This is a genomic window from Streptomyces sp. NPDC045846 (assembly GCF_056431605.1).
Genome location: NZ_JBWKKJ010000003.1, coordinates 301,773 through 320,279 on the forward strand (window position 1 = coordinate 301,773; position 18,507 = coordinate 320,279).

Annotated in this window: 15 protein-coding genes and 2 pseudogenes; 9 read left to right on the top strand and 8 right to left on the bottom strand. The window is 72.9% G+C overall.

Annotated features, from left to right (window positions below; genetic code table 11):
- Nucleotides 1–16 precede the first annotated feature (16 nt).
- Nucleotides 17–832 (top strand): alpha/beta fold hydrolase, encoded by an 816-nt coding sequence (locus AC07F3_RS10410; RefSeq protein WP_479112442.1) that lies wholly within the window; start codon nt 17–19, stop codon nt 830–832.
- A gap of 333 nt (nt 833–1,165) precedes the next feature.
- Here AC07F3_RS10410 and AC07F3_RS10415 read toward each other — a convergent pair whose 3' ends face one another.
- Nucleotides 1,166–2,314, bottom strand: coding sequence for a hypothetical protein (locus tag AC07F3_RS10415; protein WP_479112444.1), 1,149 nt, complete (start codon nt 2,312–2,314; stop codon nt 1,166–1,168).
- A 76-nt stretch (nt 2,315–2,390) separates the two neighbouring features.
- Here AC07F3_RS10415 and AC07F3_RS10420 point away from each other — a divergent pair.
- Nucleotides 2,391–2,939 (top strand): annotated as a pseudogene (locus AC07F3_RS10420) (dihydroxy-acid dehydratase); the annotation flags it as partial.
- 19 nt (nt 2,940–2,958) lie between these two features.
- Here AC07F3_RS10420 and AC07F3_RS10425 read toward each other — a convergent pair.
- The 5 genes and pseudogenes from AC07F3_RS10425 to AC07F3_RS10445 all read right to left on the bottom strand — a co-directional run bounded on the left by AC07F3_RS10425 (nt 2,959) and on the right by AC07F3_RS10445 (nt 7,796).
- Complete coding sequence (locus tag AC07F3_RS10425; protein ID WP_479112446.1) at nt 2,959–4,182, bottom strand: FUSC family protein; 1,224 nt, start codon at nt 4,180–4,182, stop codon at nt 2,959–2,961.
- Between the two features lie 18 nt (nt 4,183–4,200).
- Entirely contained in the window at nt 4,201–5,988 is a 1,788-nt protein-coding gene (locus AC07F3_RS10430; protein ID WP_479112448.1) for a glycoside hydrolase family 15 protein, read from the bottom strand.
- 115 nt (nt 5,989–6,103) lie between these two features.
- Nucleotides 6,104–6,332, bottom strand: a pseudogene (locus AC07F3_RS10435) (Orn/Lys/Arg family decarboxylase); the annotation flags it as partial.
- Between the two features lie 172 nt (nt 6,333–6,504).
- On the bottom strand, nt 6,505–7,089 hold the full coding sequence (locus tag AC07F3_RS10440) for a DJ-1/PfpI family protein (RefSeq protein ID WP_479112449.1): 585 nt from the start codon (nt 7,087–7,089) through the stop codon (nt 6,505–6,507).
- Between the two features lie 164 nt (nt 7,090–7,253).
- Entirely contained in the window at nt 7,254–7,796 is a 543-nt protein-coding gene (locus AC07F3_RS10445; RefSeq protein ID WP_479112451.1) for a type 1 glutamine amidotransferase domain-containing protein, read from the bottom strand.
- Nucleotides 7,797–8,216: 420 nt separating this feature from the next.
- Here AC07F3_RS10445 and AC07F3_RS10450 point away from each other — a divergent pair, with 420 nt between their 5' ends.
- Together AC07F3_RS10450 and AC07F3_RS10455 are read left to right on the top strand one after the other, a co-directional pair.
- The gene (locus AC07F3_RS10450; protein ID WP_479112453.1) at nt 8,217–8,876 is read left to right on the top strand and encodes a diguanylate cyclase; all 660 of its coding nucleotides are present in this window, start codon (nt 8,217–8,219) and stop codon (nt 8,874–8,876) included.
- Nucleotides 8,873–9,862, top strand: coding sequence for an SMP-30/gluconolactonase/LRE family protein (locus AC07F3_RS10455; protein ID WP_479112455.1), 990 nt, complete (start codon nt 8,873–8,875; stop codon nt 9,860–9,862). Before AC07F3_RS10450 ends, AC07F3_RS10455 begins: the two co-directional genes overlap by 4 nt.
- A gap of 149 nt (nt 9,863–10,011) precedes the next feature.
- Here the strand turns inward: AC07F3_RS10455 and AC07F3_RS10460 are convergent, their stop codons facing one another.
- Nucleotides 10,012–10,173 carry a hydrophobic protein gene (locus tag AC07F3_RS10460; RefSeq protein WP_479112457.1) on the bottom strand — a complete coding sequence of 54 codons (162 nt, stop codon included), beginning with the start codon at nt 10,171–10,173 and terminating at the stop codon, nt 10,012–10,014.
- Nucleotides 10,174–10,474: 301 nt separating this feature from the next.
- Here AC07F3_RS10460 and AC07F3_RS10465 point away from each other — a divergent pair, with 301 nt between their 5' ends.
- From AC07F3_RS10465 to AC07F3_RS10475, 3 genes are all read left to right on the top strand, one after another.
- A complete protein-coding gene (locus tag AC07F3_RS10465; RefSeq protein ID WP_479112459.1) occupies nt 10,475–10,801 on the top strand; it encodes a plasmid stabilization protein in 327 nt (108 codons plus the stop codon).
- Between the two features lie 167 nt (nt 10,802–10,968).
- The gene (locus AC07F3_RS10470) at nt 10,969–12,840 is read left to right on the top strand and encodes a transketolase (protein ID WP_479112461.1); all 1,872 of its coding nucleotides are present in this window, start codon (nt 10,969–10,971) and stop codon (nt 12,838–12,840) included.
- A 232-nt stretch (nt 12,841–13,072) separates the two neighbouring features.
- Nucleotides 13,073–15,697: a ricin-type beta-trefoil lectin domain protein gene (locus AC07F3_RS10475; protein WP_479112463.1), complete on the top strand. Its 2,625-nt coding sequence runs from the start codon at nt 13,073–13,075 to the stop codon at nt 15,695–15,697.
- 37 nt (nt 15,698–15,734) lie between these two features.
- Here the strand turns inward: AC07F3_RS10475 and AC07F3_RS10480 are convergent, their stop codons facing one another.
- Nucleotides 15,735–17,000, bottom strand: coding sequence for an ROK family transcriptional regulator (locus AC07F3_RS10480; RefSeq protein ID WP_479112465.1), 1,266 nt, complete (start codon nt 16,998–17,000; stop codon nt 15,735–15,737).
- Nucleotides 17,001–17,286: 286 nt separating this feature from the next.
- Between AC07F3_RS10480 and AC07F3_RS10485 the strand changes: the two genes are divergently transcribed.
- Nucleotides 17,287–17,682: a hypothetical protein gene (locus AC07F3_RS10485; protein ID WP_479112467.1), complete on the top strand. Its 396-nt coding sequence runs from the start codon at nt 17,287–17,289 to the stop codon at nt 17,680–17,682.
- 41 nt (nt 17,683–17,723) lie between these two features.
- Nucleotides 17,724–18,473 carry a transcriptional regulator gene (locus AC07F3_RS10490; protein WP_479113071.1) on the top strand — a complete coding sequence of 250 codons (750 nt, stop codon included), beginning with the start codon at nt 17,724–17,726 and terminating at the stop codon, nt 18,471–18,473.
- Nucleotides 18,474–18,507: the final 34 nt, after the last annotated feature.

An 18,507-nucleotide genomic window follows, 5' to 3' on the forward strand; every position in this document is an offset into this window, starting at 1 on the left:
CGAGGAGAACCCCCACGTGTCCACCCAGCCCCCGACCCGCGACGGACATGCGACGGCCGCTGACGGAGCCCGGATCGGTTTCGACTCCTGCGGCTCCGGCGAACCGCTCGTCCTGCTCGCGGGACAGGCGAACTCCCGCCGGTGGTGGGACACCGTCCGGGCCGACTTCTCGTCCGCCTACACCACGGTCACCCTCGACTGCCTCGGCACCGGGACCAGCGACAGCCCGCGCGACGCCGAGTGGAGCACGCGCCGGTTCGCCCGCGACGTGATCGCGGTACTCGACGAACTCGGAGTCGAGCGCGCTCACGTGTACGGCACGTCGATGGGCGGGCGGGTCGCGCAGTGGCTCGCCGTCGACCACCCCCACCGGGTCGGCGCCCTTGTCCTGGGCTGCACCAGCGGCGGTGGAGACGGCACGGTGGCCAGTGATGCCGCGGTGACCACCGCGCTGACCAGGGACGACACGGCCGAGACGCTCACGGATCTGATGGTGGGCCCGCAGTGGCGGCAGTCCCATCCCGGCCCGCTCCCGGTGCTCGGCGACCCCGCCATGAGCGACCGTGCGCGACGCGCGCACCGCCGCGCCAGCGCCCAGCACGACGCATGGGCGCTGCTGCCGCGCGTCAGCGCGCCGACCCTGGTCCTGCACGGGACCGACGACCGGCTGACGCCTTCCGCCAACGGCGCCCTGCTCGCCGGACGCATCCCGGGCGCGACCCTGCGTCTGCTCACCGGGGCACGCCACGCGTACTTCCTGGAGAGGCGCGCGGAAGCCGGCAGCGCCGTCCTGGATTTCCTGGCCGCCCACCCCCTGAGGCAGGCAGGTTAGCCCGCCCTTGTCCGCGAGGGCCGCACCGCTCGGGGAGCCCGATGGCGGTCCATCCCGTGCCAGCACTGCCCTGCGGGTAGTTGGCTCGGCAGAGTGACGTGGGTTTCACTGAAGGGACCCCGCGCCGGCGTGGCGAAGGTCGGCGCGGACTTCCGGGCGGACCGCCTCAGCAATCCCCTGCTGGAGATGCTGCCCTGCCGCGCCTGACGACCCCCCAGAGGCCCGGTGGTCCTCACGGCTCGGGCTGATCTCGACCCGGGCCAACGGGAGTTGGCGCTCACACTGGGCCACCGCACCCCATGAGCGCTGTACGGTGCCCAGCTCGGCGTCGTTCTACTTGTTCGGTCCTCGCAGGCGGCCCAGTGCCTTGGTGAGGGCGCCGAGCGGGGACGCCTCGCCCTTGAGGGGCTTGGGTCCGCCCAGCAGCGGCATCCCCTCCCCGCCGCTCGCCTCGGCGAGCGCGGCATGCGCGGCCTCGGCCGCCTCGCGATAACGGTCCCGCGAGTCCGTCATCGCCTCCAACGCCTGCGCGTACCGCTCCACCATCGCCCGCGCATGCACCAGCTCCTCCTGCTCCGTCAGAAGATGCCAGCCCCGCCGCAACCGCCCCAGCGCCCCCTGCGCCTCCTCACCCAACGCCCGCGGCAACACCGCGAACTCCCGGATCCGCCCCACCAACTCCACCGGCTCCGAACCATCCAGAAACACATTGCGCACCGAAAAACGCCCCGGATCATAATCCGCACCCAGCCCCGCCGACGGCAGCACCACCGCCCCACCCCGCGGCAGCCGCACCCCCAGCTCCCGCTTCAACGCGAAATCCGCGATCTGCGCCAGCTCCGGCGACGCCCGGTGCTCCACCACCCGATGCCGCAACCCCGGCGGCAAGAACACCGACACCGGCCGCTGCCCCACCACATCCGGCGTCATCGCCTCATGCACCACCACATGCACAAACCAGCTGTCCCGCACACACTCCCGCACCCGGCGCCGCAACGCGTCATCATCCCGGGGCAGCGCATTGGCCGACCGCAGCCGCACCCCCGCCACCACATCATGATCCCAGGCGACCTGATCACTGTCCGGCCAGAACACCGTCGCAGGCGAGGCCCAGCCCTCCTGCCACGCACCCTCCGCCTCCGCGGCCAGCACCCAGCCCACACCCTCGTCCTCACGCCGCCGCCCCTCCGCCCCGAACAAGGTCAGCTGCGCCCGCACCACCACCCCGCCGGCCCGCCACCGCGCCTCGAACACCCGCCGCGCCAACGGACCCGCATCCGCCTCCTCCCCCCGCGGATACAACACCGACGAAGCCGCCGCCTCCACCGGATCCAGCTCCACGAAATCATCAATCACCCCCGCCGCCCTCAAAGCGATCAGGTTGCGCCGCACATCACGCTCGGGCTCAGGCCCCACATGACGCCCGCGCCCCAGCCACACGGAATCAGGGACAGTGGTCGCAAAAGAACTGTTCTTGGCCATGGAATCGTTCTGTCGGAGATCAGGGCCCGACCAGTATGGTCCGTCACCCTCCCGCCGGACGCAGTACCCCTCCCGCCACGTGCGGCCCGGCGGCGACACCCACCTCATGGAGGACTTCCCCCTCGCGGGCGGGCTGCCCGGGCTGCTCTCGCGGATCCAGCCCACGACACCCTGCGCTCCCAGCTCGCCGCGGCCGAGGTCCACGACGACGACGTCATCCGGCCCCGAGACCGGCCGAGGGCGGCCTCACGGTGCTGCGCGGAAACCTGTGCCCGGACGGCGCGGTGATCAAGCGCATCGCCTGCGAGCCGCGCCTGCTCAGACACACCGGCCCGGCGGTCGTCTTCGACGACTACCGCGAACTCCCGAGTCCCATGTGGGCGGACCACTCGCCCTCGTCCGCACCGACGACCTCATCACCCTCGACATCGAGGCCAGAAGCCTCCAACTACTCGTGGCGAACGAGGAGTTGAGCCACCGCCGGGCCGCGTGGGCGCCACCGCCCGCCCGGTTCGAGCGCGGGTACGCGGCCCTGTACGCCGATCAGGTCACCCAGGCCGACACCGGCTGCGACCTCGCCTTCCTGGCCCGTCCCGGCGCCGTCCCCGACCCGTACGCCCGATAGCTCGCGCGGCGCGGCGGGGTCACACGCTCCGCTCCTCCTCGGGCTCCCGCGCCCGCAGGCGCTGGCGGACGCGGCCGACCAGACGGTAGCGCTCGCGCTGTTCCCGCGACTGCCGGTCGAGCTCCTCGACCAGGCGCTGGGAGCGCTTCTCGACGTCGAGTTCGTCGAGGATCCGGTCGATCTCCGCGAGCAGCGCGCCGTGCAGCTGCCACTGCCGGGGGTGCCGCTGCACCTGGGCGAGCAGCAGGTCGGCGACGCGGTCCCGGCTCACGCGCCCCGCCGTCAGCTCCGCCGCCAGCCGGTCCTCCGCCTCCTCGGCGTTCGCGCTGACCTGCGTGGTGATCAGTACGGCGAAACTCTCCACGGCCCGGGCCAGATGCTCGAAGACGTCCTTCAGGGCGTGCCCCACCTCCGGTTCGAAGAGCCGTTCCCCCGTACGCTCCTTGGCGAGGTCGGTGAACGACCGGCACACCACCCGCAGCACCACCGCCGAGATCTCCAGGGCGTCCAGGCCGGTGCGCAGCACCACCCGTGACAGCAGCCCTTCCTTGACGCGCGGGTTGAGCCGGAGGCTGTCCTCGGCCTGCCGCAGCGAGGCGTCCACCCGCACGATGTCGTGGTCGAGCCGGCGCGCTTCGTGCAGCCGGGCGGCCGCCTGGGCGACCGGCGTGTGGCCGCCGACCTCCTCCCCCAGGTCCAGCAGCAGCCGCCGCATCCGCGCGGCGAGCTCCTCGATGGCTCCGGCCGCGGACTCGACCCAGACGGGCGGCGCGAGCAGCACGTTGAACAGCATGCCGACGCCCGCGCCGATCAGCGTCTCCAAGACGCGGTCCCAGGCGGTCGCCGACACCCGTGTCACACCGAGGACGAGCATCGCGCTGATCGCCACCTCGGGGACGAACTCGCCCGCCTTCACATAGCGCCCGACCACCAGCGCCACCAGGATGATCAGCCCCAGGCTCCACCAGGTCAGGCCCACCAGGGCACTGAAGCCGATGGCCAGGAGCACGCCCACCACCACGGAGTTCACCCTGCGCACGGCGGTGACCAGGGTGGTGAAGAGGGTGACCTGCACGACGAGCAGGGCCGTCAGCGGGGCGGTGAGCGGGGCGGGTTCGCTGCTCAGATGGAGGGCCACCACATAGGAGATGACCGCGGCCGCCGTGGAGCGCAGCGTCTGCACCACCGCCGGTTCCCGGCGACGGCGCGCGAAATCGAGGAGAGGGTCAGCGAACTCGGGCACCCTCCACACCTTCCCTCGTCATCGGCCGGGATCCGGTGGGGCAGCGAGGCGGACGGCGCTCTCCAGCATGATCGCGTGCACGAAGGCCTGGGGCAGGTTGCCGCGGAGCTGGCGCTGGCTGATGTCGTACTCCTCGGCGAACAGTCCGGGCGGACCACAGGCGGAACGGTTGCGTTCGAACCATCGCACGGCCTCGACCTGGTTGCCCTGTTGGTGTTCGGCGAGCGCCATCAGATGGCCGCAGAGCAGGAAGGCGCCTTCGGCCTCCTCCAGCGGGCGCTCGTCATGGCGGAAGCGGTAGGCGTAGTGGTCGCGGGTGAGCTCCTCGGCGTAGGACCGCAGGGTGCTGACGGTCCGCGGGTCGTCGGCCGCCAGCGCTCCGCGCAGCGGCGGCAGGAGCAGCGCGGCGTCCAGGGCGCCGTCGTTCGTGGAGCGCTGCCAACGGCCCGACGGATGAAGGCTGTCGGCCGTCGTCTCCGCGAGGATGGTGTCGGCGAGCGACGCCCACGCTGCGGCTTTGCCGGCGGACGGGGCCACCTGGGCGACGGCCCGCAGCCCGGCCACACAGATCAGCCTGCTGTGGGTCCAGTGCTGCTCATCGAGTTCCCAGATGCCCGCGTCGGCTTCGCCGCGGCGCCGGACGACGGCGTCGGCCGCGATGTCCACCGCCCGCCAGCCGTCGGCGTCCAGGCGGCCGTGCCGGTGGGCGGCGGCGAACAGGAGCAGCGCCTCGCCGAAGACGTCGAGCTGGAACTGGCGGTTGACCCGGTTGCCCACCCGGCTGCCGCCGCCGGGGTAGCCCGGCAGACCGAGCTCGCGCTGGGCGGGCACGGGCTCTCCGGCGACCGTGTAGGCGGGCGCCATCGTGGGCCCGTCCTGGTGCAGGCGGGCCGCGACGAACCGGACGGCGCCGGCCAGCAGGGGGTGGCCGCCCGCGGCGGCGGCCGCCTGCCCGGCATAGCACTGGTCGCGGATCCAGACGTAGCGGTAGTCGTAGTTGCGACCGGCCTCGGCCCGTTCGGGAAGGCTGGTGGTGACGGCCGCGGCCATGCCGCCCGAGGCGCTGGTGAGGCCGCGCATCACGGTGTAGGCGTGCCGTGCGTCCTCGGGGGCGAGGGTGTGTTCGAGTGTGGGGACCTCGCGGGCCCAGGCCTCTTTCGTGGCGTCCCACAGGCCGCCCGCGTCAGGGGGGTCCGGCAGGGCGTGCTCCGACATCTCCAGGACGAGGTCGCGCCGCTCGCCCGGCTGGAGCGTCAGCGTCGCCGTCAGGCCGCCGCGGTGGCCGAACCGGGCGGGGCGCGCCTGCGGTACGCCGCTCCAGCGCCAGCGAAGGCTTCCGGTGCGGGCGCTCCACGTGCCGTCCTCGTCGCAGTGCGGCTGCTGGGACCGGTCGGAGCCGAAGCCCGCGGCGGGGGCCAGGCTGACGGTGAGGCGGGCCTCCCCGGTGACGGCGTGGATGCGGCGCAGCAGGACCGCCCGGTGCGGGTCCGCGGGGAGGGCGAGGGCCTCGCGGCACTCCACGATGCCGTTCTCGGTGATCCAGCGGCTGCGCCAGATGAGGCTGCCGTTCTCGTAGTAGCCGCCCCACACGTACCGGCCCACGGGACCGAGCGCATAGTGGCCGGGCCCGCCGATGAGCGTGCTGAAGACGGCGTCGGAGTCCCAGCGCGGCATGCACATCCAGGCGATGTCCCCGTGCGGGCCGATGAGGGCGCCCCGCTCCCCGTCCGCGATCAGCGCGTACTCGCGCAGCGTCTGCGGAGGGGGAGGGTGCGCGGAGCTCGACGATACGGATGTGCGGGTCACCCTGGTCCCTTGCGTTCAGACCCGGACCGGTTCGACGGGACGGGTGGAGCTGTTGACGTGCCTCTGCCCGCGGGCCCACCGGGCAGTGCGGAGCGTGCTCCGCCGAGGCCCAGTCTTCCGCCACGACCCGCACGCCGCACACCTTCGAGTCCGCCGCGTCCGGGACGACCATGCCCGCGTCGATGCCGCTGCCGCAGATACCTCAGAACCTCGGCGTTGAGCCGCTCGCCGGGCAGCGCCGCGGGGATCCCCGGCGGATAAGGAGTGAGCATCTCCGCGCTGACCCGCCCCTCCGCCTGCTGCCACGGCACCTGTTCGGTGCGGGCGAAGAAGGCGTCCCGGGGGCGGCCTGAAGAGCCTCCAGGACGGGCGCCTTCGACTGATCCATGACGCCCCCACTGCCCCTGAGTCCGCTGTGGGAAACGGGGCCCTGTCCTGCGTGCGGCCAGCTGGAGCAACGCGTTTCCGTGAAAGGTGGGCTCCGCCGGAGCGCCCCCCTGGCCGGGTACTCCGGGCTCAGGGGGAGGGCAGCGGCGGCCGGTTCCAGTGGCGGTCGGCGGCTACCGCCTCGGCGAAGGCGTCGGTGAACTCGGCGTCCGTCCCGTGCGCTCCCCGGGCCGATCCGGTGACCACGCCGTCGAGCTGCGCCGCGAGCCCGCTGCCCGATTCCTCGGGGTCCGCGCCGGCGCCGGGCACGACGCCGCCGAGCGCCGCGAGGACCAGGATGCCGGAGCCCAGCGCGCCCACCGCCCTGCCGTGCAGATAGCAGTCCCGCAGGAAGCCCATGGCATACGGATCGGCCGTGAGGACGTCCGGGTCCGCCCCGTCCGGCAGCAGCACCGCGTCGTAGAGGTCCGAGGAGAGCGTGGGCATTGCCCGGTCCACCAGGGGCCCGGCACCCCCGTCCTCGCCTCCGTGTGAGGCGACGGCCTCGACGATGGCGCCCTCGGCGGCCAGCCGCTCCCGTACGGCGGTGAATCGCTCCGCGTCCACCCCGTCGGTGACCAGGGCCGCGATCCGGCGGGTGCGCAGCGCGCCGTCGCCGCGCACGTGGTCCCCCGTGCGGAGGGCGTCGTGGTGTGTCTGCTCGGGGTTGCTCATGCGTCCGTCGCCTCTCCCTTGGCCGCGCTGGGCACGGGTGTCTCCTTTTCTGCCGCTCCCGCCCCGGTCGGACGGCGGGGCCCGGTCCTTCGCTTGGTTGCCGGGCACCCCGCTGCGGCCTCCGGCTCATCGATGCGCCGGGAACGGGCCGGGCCCCCGAGGGGTCAACCCGCCAGCTCCCGCAGCGTCTTGAGGACGGTGTCGCAGAAGACCTCGAGGTCGTCCGGCTTGCGGCTGGTGATCAGGGTGTTGGGGCCGCTGGTGCAGACCTTCACCGGCTCGTCGACCCAGGTGCCGCCCGCGTTGGTGATGTCGGTCCGCAGGCTCGGCCAGGAGGTCAGGGTGCGACCGCGCAGTACGTCGGCCTCGACGAGCGTCCAGGGCGCGTGGCAGATGGCGGCGACCGGCTTGCCCGCGTCGAAGAACCCCTTCGCGAAGGCGACCGCGTCCTCGTCCATGCGCAGCGCGTCGGGGTTGGCGACGCCGCCGGGCAGGACCAGAGCGGCGAAGTCGTCCGGCCGGGCCTGAGCCACGGTCACGTCGACGGGGAACGTATCGGCCTTGTCCAGGTGGTTGAAGGCCTGCACCTTCCCGGAGTCGGTCGACACGAGCTTCGCGGTGTGACCCGCGCCGGTGACGGCCTTCCACGGTTCCGTCAGCTCGATCTGTTCGATGCCCTCTGTCGCCACGAGAAATGCCACCTGCATGGCTCCGCTCCCTTCTTCGATGCGCCGCGTGGGTCGCGGCCCTGTGTATGCGTCACCGCCGTCTCCGGTCATTTTCGGCCTCGTCGCGTTTCCGCGCCCGGGCAAGATTTCTGATCCCGGTGGGCCTTTTCCGGCAGACGGGGGCGCCTGACCGCTCTCGGCCCGCTTTCGGGGCCGACGGTGTCACGTAGGCCCGGGTGCCCCTCAGCCCCCGAGCAAAACAGCGACCATGTCCCCCGACCCCCTCCCGCCGAACCGGATGAGAAGACTCAGGCCATGGGGGACCCGGATGATCACGCGCACGTTTTCGGAAGGCGGCGCCGGTCACACGGGGAGAGGCTTGTCCCGGCGGTCCGCGTGGACCGCGCGAGGGACGCGCGCGCGTACGACCAACCACGAGCAGCGACGAGAAGGGTTGCCATGCCGACTCCCACCGCACCCGTACCCGCGGGCCTGCCCGCCCGCGCCTGGGCCCGCTGGCGCCGGGGGAGCGATCTCCCGATCTCCTCGTCCGCGTCCGGGGTCGAGGACGCCAACCGGCGGTTCCTGCTGTACGGCGTCCTGCCCATGTGGGTGCTGCCGGGCGTGGCCGACTGGTGGATGCACCGGCGGACGAAGATCGAGGACACCTCGGGAGCCCATGAGTCGGCCGTGCACGCGCTGATGATGACCGAGGCGGGCATCCCCGTCGCCGTCGGCCTCCTGGCGAAGATCAACCCGCTGGTGCTGTCCGTCATGGGCGGCGCCGCGCTGGCCCATGGCGCCACCGCCCTGTACGACGTCAGCTTCGCCACCGGACGCCGCGAGGTCCGGCCGATCGAACAGCACATCCACAGCTTCCTCGAAGTGCTGCCCCTGACCGCGATGGCCTTCGCGGCCTGTCTGCACCCCGAGGCCGTCCGCGCGACGCTGCGGGGCGGCCCCGGCGCCGACGACTGGAAGCTGCTGCCGAAGGAGAGGCCGCTGCCCGCGCGGTACCTCGCGGCGCTGGGCGTCACGATCGGCCTCGGCGTGGGCCTTCCCTACGCCGAGGAGATGAAGCGCTGCCTGCGGGCCCGCCGCCTGCGGCGCGCGGCGTGAGTCCGGGCCGCGCGGGAGCGCGCCCGCGCCCCGCGCCGTTACCCGAGCTCCACCGCGTCGCGGTGGATGGCACGGGCCCCGAGGACGTCGTCTTCGACGGCTCCGGACGGGTGGTGACCGGCGTCGGGGACGGCCGCGTCCTGCGGATCACCCTGCCGGGCTCCCGCCGGGCCGCCGAGGTCCAGGAGGTCGGACGCACCGGAGGCAGGCCGCTCGGGCTCGAAGTCCTCGCCGACGGGCGCCTGTTGGTGTGCGACGCGGAGCGCGGGCTGCTGCGGCTCGACCCGGACGGCGGGCAGGGTGTCGAGGTCCTGGCCGATGCCGTGGCCGGGTCGCCCCTGCGCTTCTGCAGCAATGCGGTGGCCGCTGCGGACGGCACGGTGTACTTCACGGTGTCCAGCCGCCGCCACGGCCTCCAGGACTGGCTCTCGGACATCGTGGAACACGAGCCCACCGGCCTGCTGGTGCGGCTGGCCCCGGGCGGCGAGCCCCAAGTGCTGCTCGACGGGCTCCAGTTCGCGAACGGGGTGGCGCTCGCGCCCGACGAGTCGTTCGTGATGGTCGCCGAGACCGGGGCGTGGCGCCTCACCAGGCTCTGGCTGACCGGCCCCGCCGCTGGACGCCACGACACCCTGGCCGACGATCTTCCGGGCTTTCCCGACAACGCGTCGCGCAGCCCGGGCGGGGGATTCTGGGTGGCGCTCGCCGGGCCCCGGACACCGCCGCTCGCCTGGCTGCATCGCGCCGCTCCGCGCGTGCGCCGCGCGGCGGCCGCCGCGGCCCGGCGCCTTCCGCCGGTCCCGCCGAGCCCCGCGCGGGTGGTCGAGGTGGACGGGTACGGCCGGGTGGTACGCCAACTGCGCGGTACGGGAAGGCAGTTCCGCATGACGACCGCCGTGGCCGAGCACGCGGGGCGGCTGGTTCTGGGCAGTCTCGTGGAGGATGCCATCGCCTGGTGCGACATCCCCCGCAGCGTGCGGGAGTGACACACGAAGGGGGCCGCCCAGAACGTGTCCTGGGCAGCCCCGTCAACCCGCATTCGTCACCGACGGACCGGATCCCCGCAGTTTCCCGACCCGTACCGTCGGGCCTTCGCGACTTTACGGAACCGTACCGCCCGGTATTCCCCTACCGGCTACCAGCGATACCAGCGTCCGCCTCCGCCCTTGGGCCGTGCGACGAATCCGATGAGCCACAGGATCAGAACCACGATCGCGACCCACCACAGGATTTTCACCGCGAACCCGACGCCGAAAAGGATCAGCGCGAGAAGCAGTACGAGGAGCAAAGGAACCATGGCAATCGACCTCCAGGTGTTCGTGTTCCCCCATTGCACCTCTCCATTCATTTACCCGGACTGTTTGGCGGAACAGGAATGCGGAGGCATAAAGAAATCGGCCGGGGGCACGCCGCCCCGCATCGGGCCGCAGACCCGGGGTACCCGCGCTCCGTGATTGCCCTCGCGGCGGCGCCGGTCCTTCCGAACCGGTCCTTCCGAAGCGGCCACCCGTTCCGCGCGCCTCCCCCGATTGCGGAGCGGCCGCACGCGGCAGAGTCTGAGAGTGACCGAGTGATCACCATGAGCCAAGGAGGAAGAGATGCCCAGGGGATCGAGTCCCAAGCGGGAGCGCCAGTACGAGCACATCAAGGAGAGCGCCGAGCAGCGCGGCGAGGGCACCAAGCGCGCCAAGGAGATCGCCGCCAGGACGGTCAACAAGGAGCGCGCCCGGTCGGGCGAGTCGAAGACCGCCAGCAAGAGTTCGACCCAGGACATGTCCTCGTCGAAGCGCGGCGGGCAGCGCTCGCACAGCGGGTCGCAGGGTCCGACGTACGACCAGCTCTATGCGGAAGCCCAGCGCCGCAACATCCATGGCCGTTCCAGCATGGACAAGTCGCAGCTCAAGCGGGCGCTCGGCGAGAAGTGACGCGGTCGCCCGGCTCGACCCCGGGCCGCCGCCCCGGCGGGCGCACCTCTGTGACCCCGCGACACCACGCCGTTCACAGCGGACACCTTGCCCCGGGTTGTGATCGGCCGCCCTGACCGGGTACCCGCCACCCGGCACTGACCGGCCATCCAGGAAAGGCCCTCACCATGACCACAGCGCACACCACCACCCTCGGTCCCGAATCCGACCTGCCCCAGGTCCGCGAACTCGCGCAGCAGCTGCGCGTGGACTCGGTGCGCGCCAGTACGTCGGCGGGGTCCGGGCACCCCACCTCGAGTCTGTCCGCGGCCGACCTGATGGCCGTGCTCATGACCCGGCACCTGCGCTACGACTGGGAGGCGCCCGACAACCCGGCGGGCGACCACCTGATCTTCTCCAAGGGGCATGCCTCTCCCCTGCTGTACGCGATGTTCAAGGCGGTCGGCGCCGTCAGTGACGACGAGCTGATGAAGACCTACCGCCGCTTCGGCGCGCGTCTCCAGGGCCACCCCACGCCGGTCCTGCCCTGGGTCGATGTCGCGACCGGTTCCCTGGGCCAGGGCATCGCGTACGGCGTCGGCATCGCGCTGGCCGGCCGGGACCTGGAGAAGCAGCCCTACCGGGTGTGGGTGCTGTGCGGGGACAGCGAGATGGCCGAAGGCTCGGTGTGGGAGGCGCTGGACAAGGCGGGCCAGCACCGCCTGGCCAACTTCATCGCGCTCATCGACGTCAACCGCCTCGGGCAGAGCGGCCCGACCGAGCTGGAATGGGACACCGACACCTATGCCCGCCGCGTCGAGGCGTTCGGCTGCCGCGCGATCGTGATCGACGGGCATGACGTCGAAGCGATCGACCAGGCCTTGACGACCGCCGCCGACGGGCAGGCCCCCACCGTCATCGTGGCCAGGACCGTCAAGGGGCAGGGCGTGAGCGAGGTCGCCGACAAGGAGGGCTGGCACGGCAAGCCCCTGCCCGAGGACATGGCTCAGCGGGCCATCGAGGAGCTGGGCGGCATCCGGGACCTGAGCGTGCGCGGCCCGCGGCCGCCCGCCGCCGAGCGCACGCCCGCCCGGGCCGCCGGACCCGTGGAACTGCCCCGCTTCGACGTCGGCGACAAGGTCGCCACCCGCGTCGCGTTCGGAGGCGCCCTCGCCGCGCTCGGCGTCCGCCCGGAGGTGGTGGCGCTGGACGCGGAGGTCGGCAACTCCACCCACGCGGAGGACTTCGAAAAGGCCCACCCCGAGCGGTACTTCCAGACCTACATCGCCGAGCAGCAGATGATCGCCGACGCCGTGGGGATGGCCGTCCGCGGCTACCGGCCGTACGCCACCACGTTCGCGGCCTTCCTCACCCGGGCCCACGACTTCATCCGCATGGCGGCCGTCTCCGAGATCACCATGGCGCTGTGCGGCACCCACAGCGGTGTCGAGATCGGTGCGGACGGCCCCTCCCAGATGGGCCTCGAAGACCTCGCCATGATGCGCTCCGTCCGCGGCTCCACCGTCCTGTACCCCAGCGACGCCACCTCGGCGGCCTCCCTCACCGCCGCCATGGCCGACCTCGACGGCATCTCCTACCTGCGCACCACCCGCGGCGCCTACCCCGTCCTCTACGCCAGCGAGGAGACGTTCCCGGTGGGCGGCTCCAAGACCCTGCGCCACGGCAACGACGACCAGGTCACCCTCATCGGCGCCGGCGTCACCCTGCACGCCTGCCTCGACGCCGCCGAACGCCTCGCGGCGGACGGCGTCCGGGCGCGTGTCATCGACCTGTACTCCATCAAGCCCATCGACACCGACGCCCTCAGCCGCGCCGCGCGGGACACCGGGGCGCTGGTCGTCGTCGAGGACCACCACCCCGAAGGCGGTATCGGCGAGGCGGTCCTGTCGGCCCTGAGCGCGGCGGGCGTCTCCCCCGCCGTCACTCACCTCGCCGCCGTCGGCCTGCCGGGCTCCGGCACGACCGACGAACTCATGGACGCCGCGGGCATCTCCCCCACCCACATCGCCGACGCGGCCCGCGCCCTCGTCCGGAAGTAGTCCTCGGCGGGGCGGCCACGGGGATGGTGGACTCCGTGACGTGATGGCCGGGCTCCCCCGCCGCGATGCCGCCGCCGGAACACCCGGCAGGCGAAGGCCGGCACCCGCTCGGGGTGCCGGCCTTCGGCCGTTCAGCGTTCCACCACCCCGAACAGGGCCGCTGTGCACGGGGGTTGACGGGAGCCTCGATTAGTTCTGATCCTAATCAAACTAATTGAGGAGGGCGACAGCCATGAGACGGTGGGGATCACGGCCCGGATCGTGGGGCGCACGGCTGGTGCTCGGCGCGGTCACGGTCCTCGCGGCCGCCGGGCTGCCGCTCGCTCCCGCGTCGGCCGCTGCGGCCGTCGCCGGGAGCGGCGCGGCGGCGAGCACCGACACGGGCACCATCACGACGGGCGGATGGTGCCTGGACGACGCCGACGCCGCGACGGGCGACGGCAACCCGATCCGCCTGTACGGGTGCAACGGCACCTCCGCCCAGCAGTTCACCTGGCGCGGCGACGGCACGGTGACCGTCCTCGGCAAGTGTCTGGACGTGACGGGCGCCTCCAACGCCAGCGGCGCCCTGGTGCAGCTCTACGGCTGCGCGAGCGGGGCCCCGCAGCAGAAGTTCAAGTACCTGCCGGACAAGACGATCTACAGCGTCAAGTCCGGCAAGTGCCTTGCCGTCCAAGGGGCCACGGCTCAACTCGCCCGCGTCGGCCTCGCACCCTGCGACCCTTCCAAGGCGGCGGAGGTGTGGGGCGCACCGGCCGCGCCGACCTCCGGATACACCCTGTCGTCCGGAAGGACGGTCGAGTTCGCCAACCCCGACGACATCCCCGCCGTCCCGTTCACCGACCGCAACGGACAGTTCTACTACCAGCAGTCCCACGCCCTGTACGGCGCCAAGGACAGCCGCCAGTGGGACTTCTACACCGGCACGGACTTCGACCACGTCAGCCTCGCCCCGGTCAGCAACGCCTCCGACCCCGCCAACCCGGCCGACAGCAACGCCGACACCACCTGGCGCTGCGACAACAGCCCGACCGGCCGGACCGCCACCAACGCCCCGGCCTCCTCCGGCTATTCGCAGCGCAACTACTGCGACCTGAGCGGGGTGTGGGTCGATCCGGACACCGGCTGGTGGTACGGCCTGGTGCACAACGAGTTCACCCCGCAGCCGTTCGGCGACGGCCTGCACTACGACGCGATCGACTACGCGCTCTCCAAGGACCGGGGAGCAACCTGGACGATCCAGGGGCACGCGGTCACCTCGCCCTACAGCACGGCCCGCGGCGACACCACCGCCTTCCCCCACGAGACGTACTACTACGGCGACGGCGACCAGCGCCTCTTCGTCGACAACGCCTCCGGCTACTTCTACGTCTTCTACGCCACGCGGGTCCTGGACAAGTCCGGCGGCGGCACCATCTGGCTCCAGCACGTCGCCCGGGCTCCCATGGCGCAGAAGATGGCCTCCGCCTCCTGGAGCAAGTGGTACGACGGCGCCTGGCAATCCCCGGGGGTGGGCGGCGCCGAGAGCGACATCATCCCGTCCGAGGGCCTCGGGTCCGGCTACCTCGCGCCCGGCGAGGACTACCGACCGGCCACCTCCGGCACCGTCACCGACCAAGTGGCCCGCGGAGCCATGCCGGACCACTCACAGCTCGCGGTGATGAACGTCGCCTGGAGCGCGTACCTGGGCAAGTACATCGGCACCCCGCAGAACAACGTCGCTCAGGCCACCGACACCAGGACACCCCTGCACTTCTACGTCACCGACGACCTGGCCACCCAGAAGTGGACCGATATGGGCCTGGTCGCCGACCAGCCGAACGCGGCGTGGTACCGCTGGATGCTGGATCCCGCCAACCTGACGAGCTCGACCGTCGTCGGCAGGACCTTCCGCTCGTACTGCGCGTTCTACTGCTCGACCTACACCAGCGAGTACGCCGACATCACCATCACCCCGAGGACGCCCTCGGACCTGCCGGCTCCGGTGAGCCCCGGTGCGTCCTACCGGATCGGCGCGGGCGGCGGCCTGTCCCTCACGCAGAGCGGGTCGGGCCTGACCACGGCCGCCCCGGACGCCTCGGCGCCCGCGCAGCAGTGGCGGTTCGACCCCACCGGCGACGGCTTCTTCACCGTCAGCAACGCCGCTTCGAACCAGATGCTGGCCGTGGCCGACGGCGACGCGGGCCGGGCCTGGGGAGCGGCCGTGACCGCCGCGAAACCCGCCGCGAAGCCGGCGCCCGGCCTGCAGTGGTCCGTGCAGCCCGTCGTCAACGCCTCGAACGGAAGCGGCCCGTCCGCGCCCACCGGAGCGTACCGGCTGGTCAACCGGTACAGCGGGCTGGTGCTCAGCCTCGGATCGGGCGCCCAGGCGGTGAGCACCGCGCCGGTCCGCGCCTGGGACAACCCCGGCACCGGAGGCGACACCCGCCCCTCGGCCGGGCAGCTGCTGAGCCTCGTTCCCACCTCCCGCGCCGACCTGGCCCTCAACCGGCCGACGAGCGCGTCGAGCGTCCAGTCCGCGGCCACCCCGGCGAGCGCCGCGGTCGACGGGGACGGGGCCACCCGGTGGTCCAGCCAGTTCTCCGATCCGCAGTGGATCCAGGTCGACCTGGGCGCGGTCCGCGGCGTGTCCGAGGTGAAGCTCACCTGGGAGGCCGCCTACGGGCGGGCCTATCGGGTCCAGGTCTCCGACGACGCCAAGCAGTGGACCACCATCGGGGCGACGGCCGCCTCGGACGGAGGCGTCGACGACCTCAACGGGCTGTCGGGCAGCGGGCGTTACCTGCGGGTCTACGGAACGCAGCGCGCCACGGGGTACGGCTACTCCCTCTGGTCGCTCCAGGTGTACGGCCCCTGAGGCGTGAGGGCTCCCCCGCCGCCCGGGGCGCGGGCCCTCACCCGGCGACGGCGCTCGGGTCCTGGTAGACGGCGTCCAGGGCGAGGTGGGCGCCGCCGCGGGCCGGGGCGTTCAGGCCCAGCGTCGAGGGGACGATGTCGCAGCCGCCCGCGTCGGGAGCCATGACGCGCTGGGCGACGCCCTCGCGGACGCGGTCGAGGAGGTGGTCCGCGAAGACCGGGAAGTAGCCGCCGAGCACGACCGCGCGGGGGTTGAGGACGTCGGCGAGGAGGGCGATGCCGAGGCTCAGGTCGTAGGCAAGGCGCTTGAGCGCAGCCAGCGTGCGGACATCGCCGGCGTCGGCGCGTGCGCGCAGGTCGTCGAGGCGCGAGGCGACGTCGAGCGAGGCGTCGTGGACGCGGTCGTGCGGGTCGGCGGCGTGGCGCAGCAGGGCGCCGAGCCCGACCATGGTCTCCCAGCAGCCCCGTCGGCCGCAGTTGCAGCGCCGACCGCCCGGAGCGAGCGGCATGTGACCGATCTCGCCCGCGAACCCCCGTGCCCCGCGCAGCAGTTGACCGCCGGAGATGATGCCGCCGCCGACGCCGGTCCCGCCCGTGACGGAGATGAGGTCGTGGATGTCGGCGGCGGAGGCGATGACGTACTCGGCGACGGCCGCCAGCTTCGCGTCGTTCTCCAGGTGGAGCGGGGGCGCGTCGCGGCCCAGGCGTCGGCGGAGTTCGCCCAGGGCCGCGATGTCGCGCCAGCCGATGTTCGGGGCGTAGCCGACCTGGCCGGTGGCCAGGTCCACGTGTCCCGGCGCTCCCAGCGCGGCGCCCACCAGGCGGGCACCGGCGGCTGTCACCGCCGCGTCGGCCTCGCGGATCAGTTCCGCCGTCGCGTCCAGCACGGCCGTCGGCCCGAGGGCGCGGACGTCGAGCGGGACCCGGCGTTCGAAGAGGGCATCGCCGCCGAGGGACAGGGCGACCGCCGTGACGTAGTCGGCGGTGATCTCCAGGCCGAGCCCGCAGACCGCGCGGCCGTCGATCTCGACGGCGAGACCCGGCCGTCCGACCGATCCGTCGCGCTGGGAGTGGCCCTCACGGACCAGGCGCAGGCCCACGAGTTCGGCGACCAGGTTGGTGACGGTGGGGCGGGGCAGTCCCGTGTCCGTGGCGATCTGGGCGCGCGAGCGGGGGCCGCGGTCGCGCAGCAGCCGCAGCACGACGCCGAGGTTGGTCCGCCGGATCGACGCACGGTCGCTCGCCCGGCCCGGCCCGCCCTTTCCCGCCTCACGGGCCGCCCCGTCCCGCAGATCGTCCCTCACGCTCTCCCCCGCCTCGCACACCGCACCGCCTACGGCAGTCTGCCACCGCGGCCGGTAGCCTGCCCGGCCCGGACGAGGCCGGGCGCGAACTCGGCCCGGCTGCACGGGAAGCGGCCCTGACCGGCGCCGTGTGCGGACGGATCGTAGCCTTCCACGGCATGTTCCACTGGAAATTGCCATAACTTCCCCCTTCTCGCTACACCGGGCGTAACTTCTCCGTCACCGCGGCACCGGAGTCGAGCCGTGGGACCAGTCCTCAAGCGACCCCCAGGGAGGGGAGTTCCGCGTGCCCGGAATCGACGAGTGCCTGCTGGAGACGATGCGGCTGCCCGGCGCGCTCGGGGCGGCACTCGTCGACTGGACCAGCGGGCTCGCACTCGGCACCATCGGCGACTCACCAGGCGGTGACCACGAGGCGGCGGCCGCGGAAGCCGCCGAGTTCGCCAGGAGCGCCGCGGAGCACCCGGCGTTCGCACCCGCCACCGCCGACGCCTTCGGCGGGTCGCTGCCGGTGGAGGACGTACTCGTCACCGCGCACGGCGGCTACCATCTGCTGCGCTTCATACGCACCGGCTACGACAGCAGCATCTTCCTCTACCTCTGGCTCGATCGCGATCAGGGCAATCTCGCGCTCGCCCGGTTGCGGCTGGGTGATCTGGCCGAGCGGCTGGTGCTGGCGTGAACCGCGGCACGCAACCGGCCGGCGGTCACCAACTCTCGCCGATGCTCCGCCGGTTGGTGGCCGAGCGCGCGACCGGGGCGCTGCTCCGCCACAGCGGCACGCTCTACCTCGTCGACGGCCAGGTGGTGCACGCCGAGAGCCCCTCCGCGCCGGGCATCGACATCCTGCTCACGGTGGGCGGACGGCTGCGCCCCGAGAGCTGGCAGTGGGCCGTCGACCAGGCGGGCGCGCACGGTTCGGTGGGCCGCTTCCTCGTGGACAGCGGCCAGGTCCCCGGCGGCGAACTCGAACTGTGCCACCTGGGCGCGCTGTTCGACGCCGCGTTCTTCACGCTCTCCCCCGGCAGCGGCCCCACCCGCTTCCGCTACGGGGTGGCGCACTGGATCGGCGCGGTGTCGCCCGTTCCGGCCCAGGCGGTGGCCCGTGAGGCCGCGCGGCGCCGGGAGCTGCTCGGGCGGCTCTGGCCGCACCCGGAGATCGACACCGCTCCGGTGACGCTCGCCCCGGGCCCGCCCGCGGCATCCCTCACGGGCCGCCAACGCGCCCTGCTCGCCCTGGCCGACGGCGCCCGCACCCCTCAGGACATCGCGCGCCTGCTGGGGCGTCCGGCCTTCCACACCCTGGTCGACGTCCGCAGGCTGGCGGCCGCGGGCGCGATCGAGACTCCACTGGCGCCAGCACCGCAGCTCGGCATGCCCGCCCCCCTGGCGCGGGCGTCCGCCGAGGCGGAGACGGTCGCGGACGTGGCCCTGCTGCGCAGGCTGCGCGACGGTCTGGAGACCGCGCTGTGATCCGCGTCCGCAGGCAGCGGGCCGAAAGGAGACA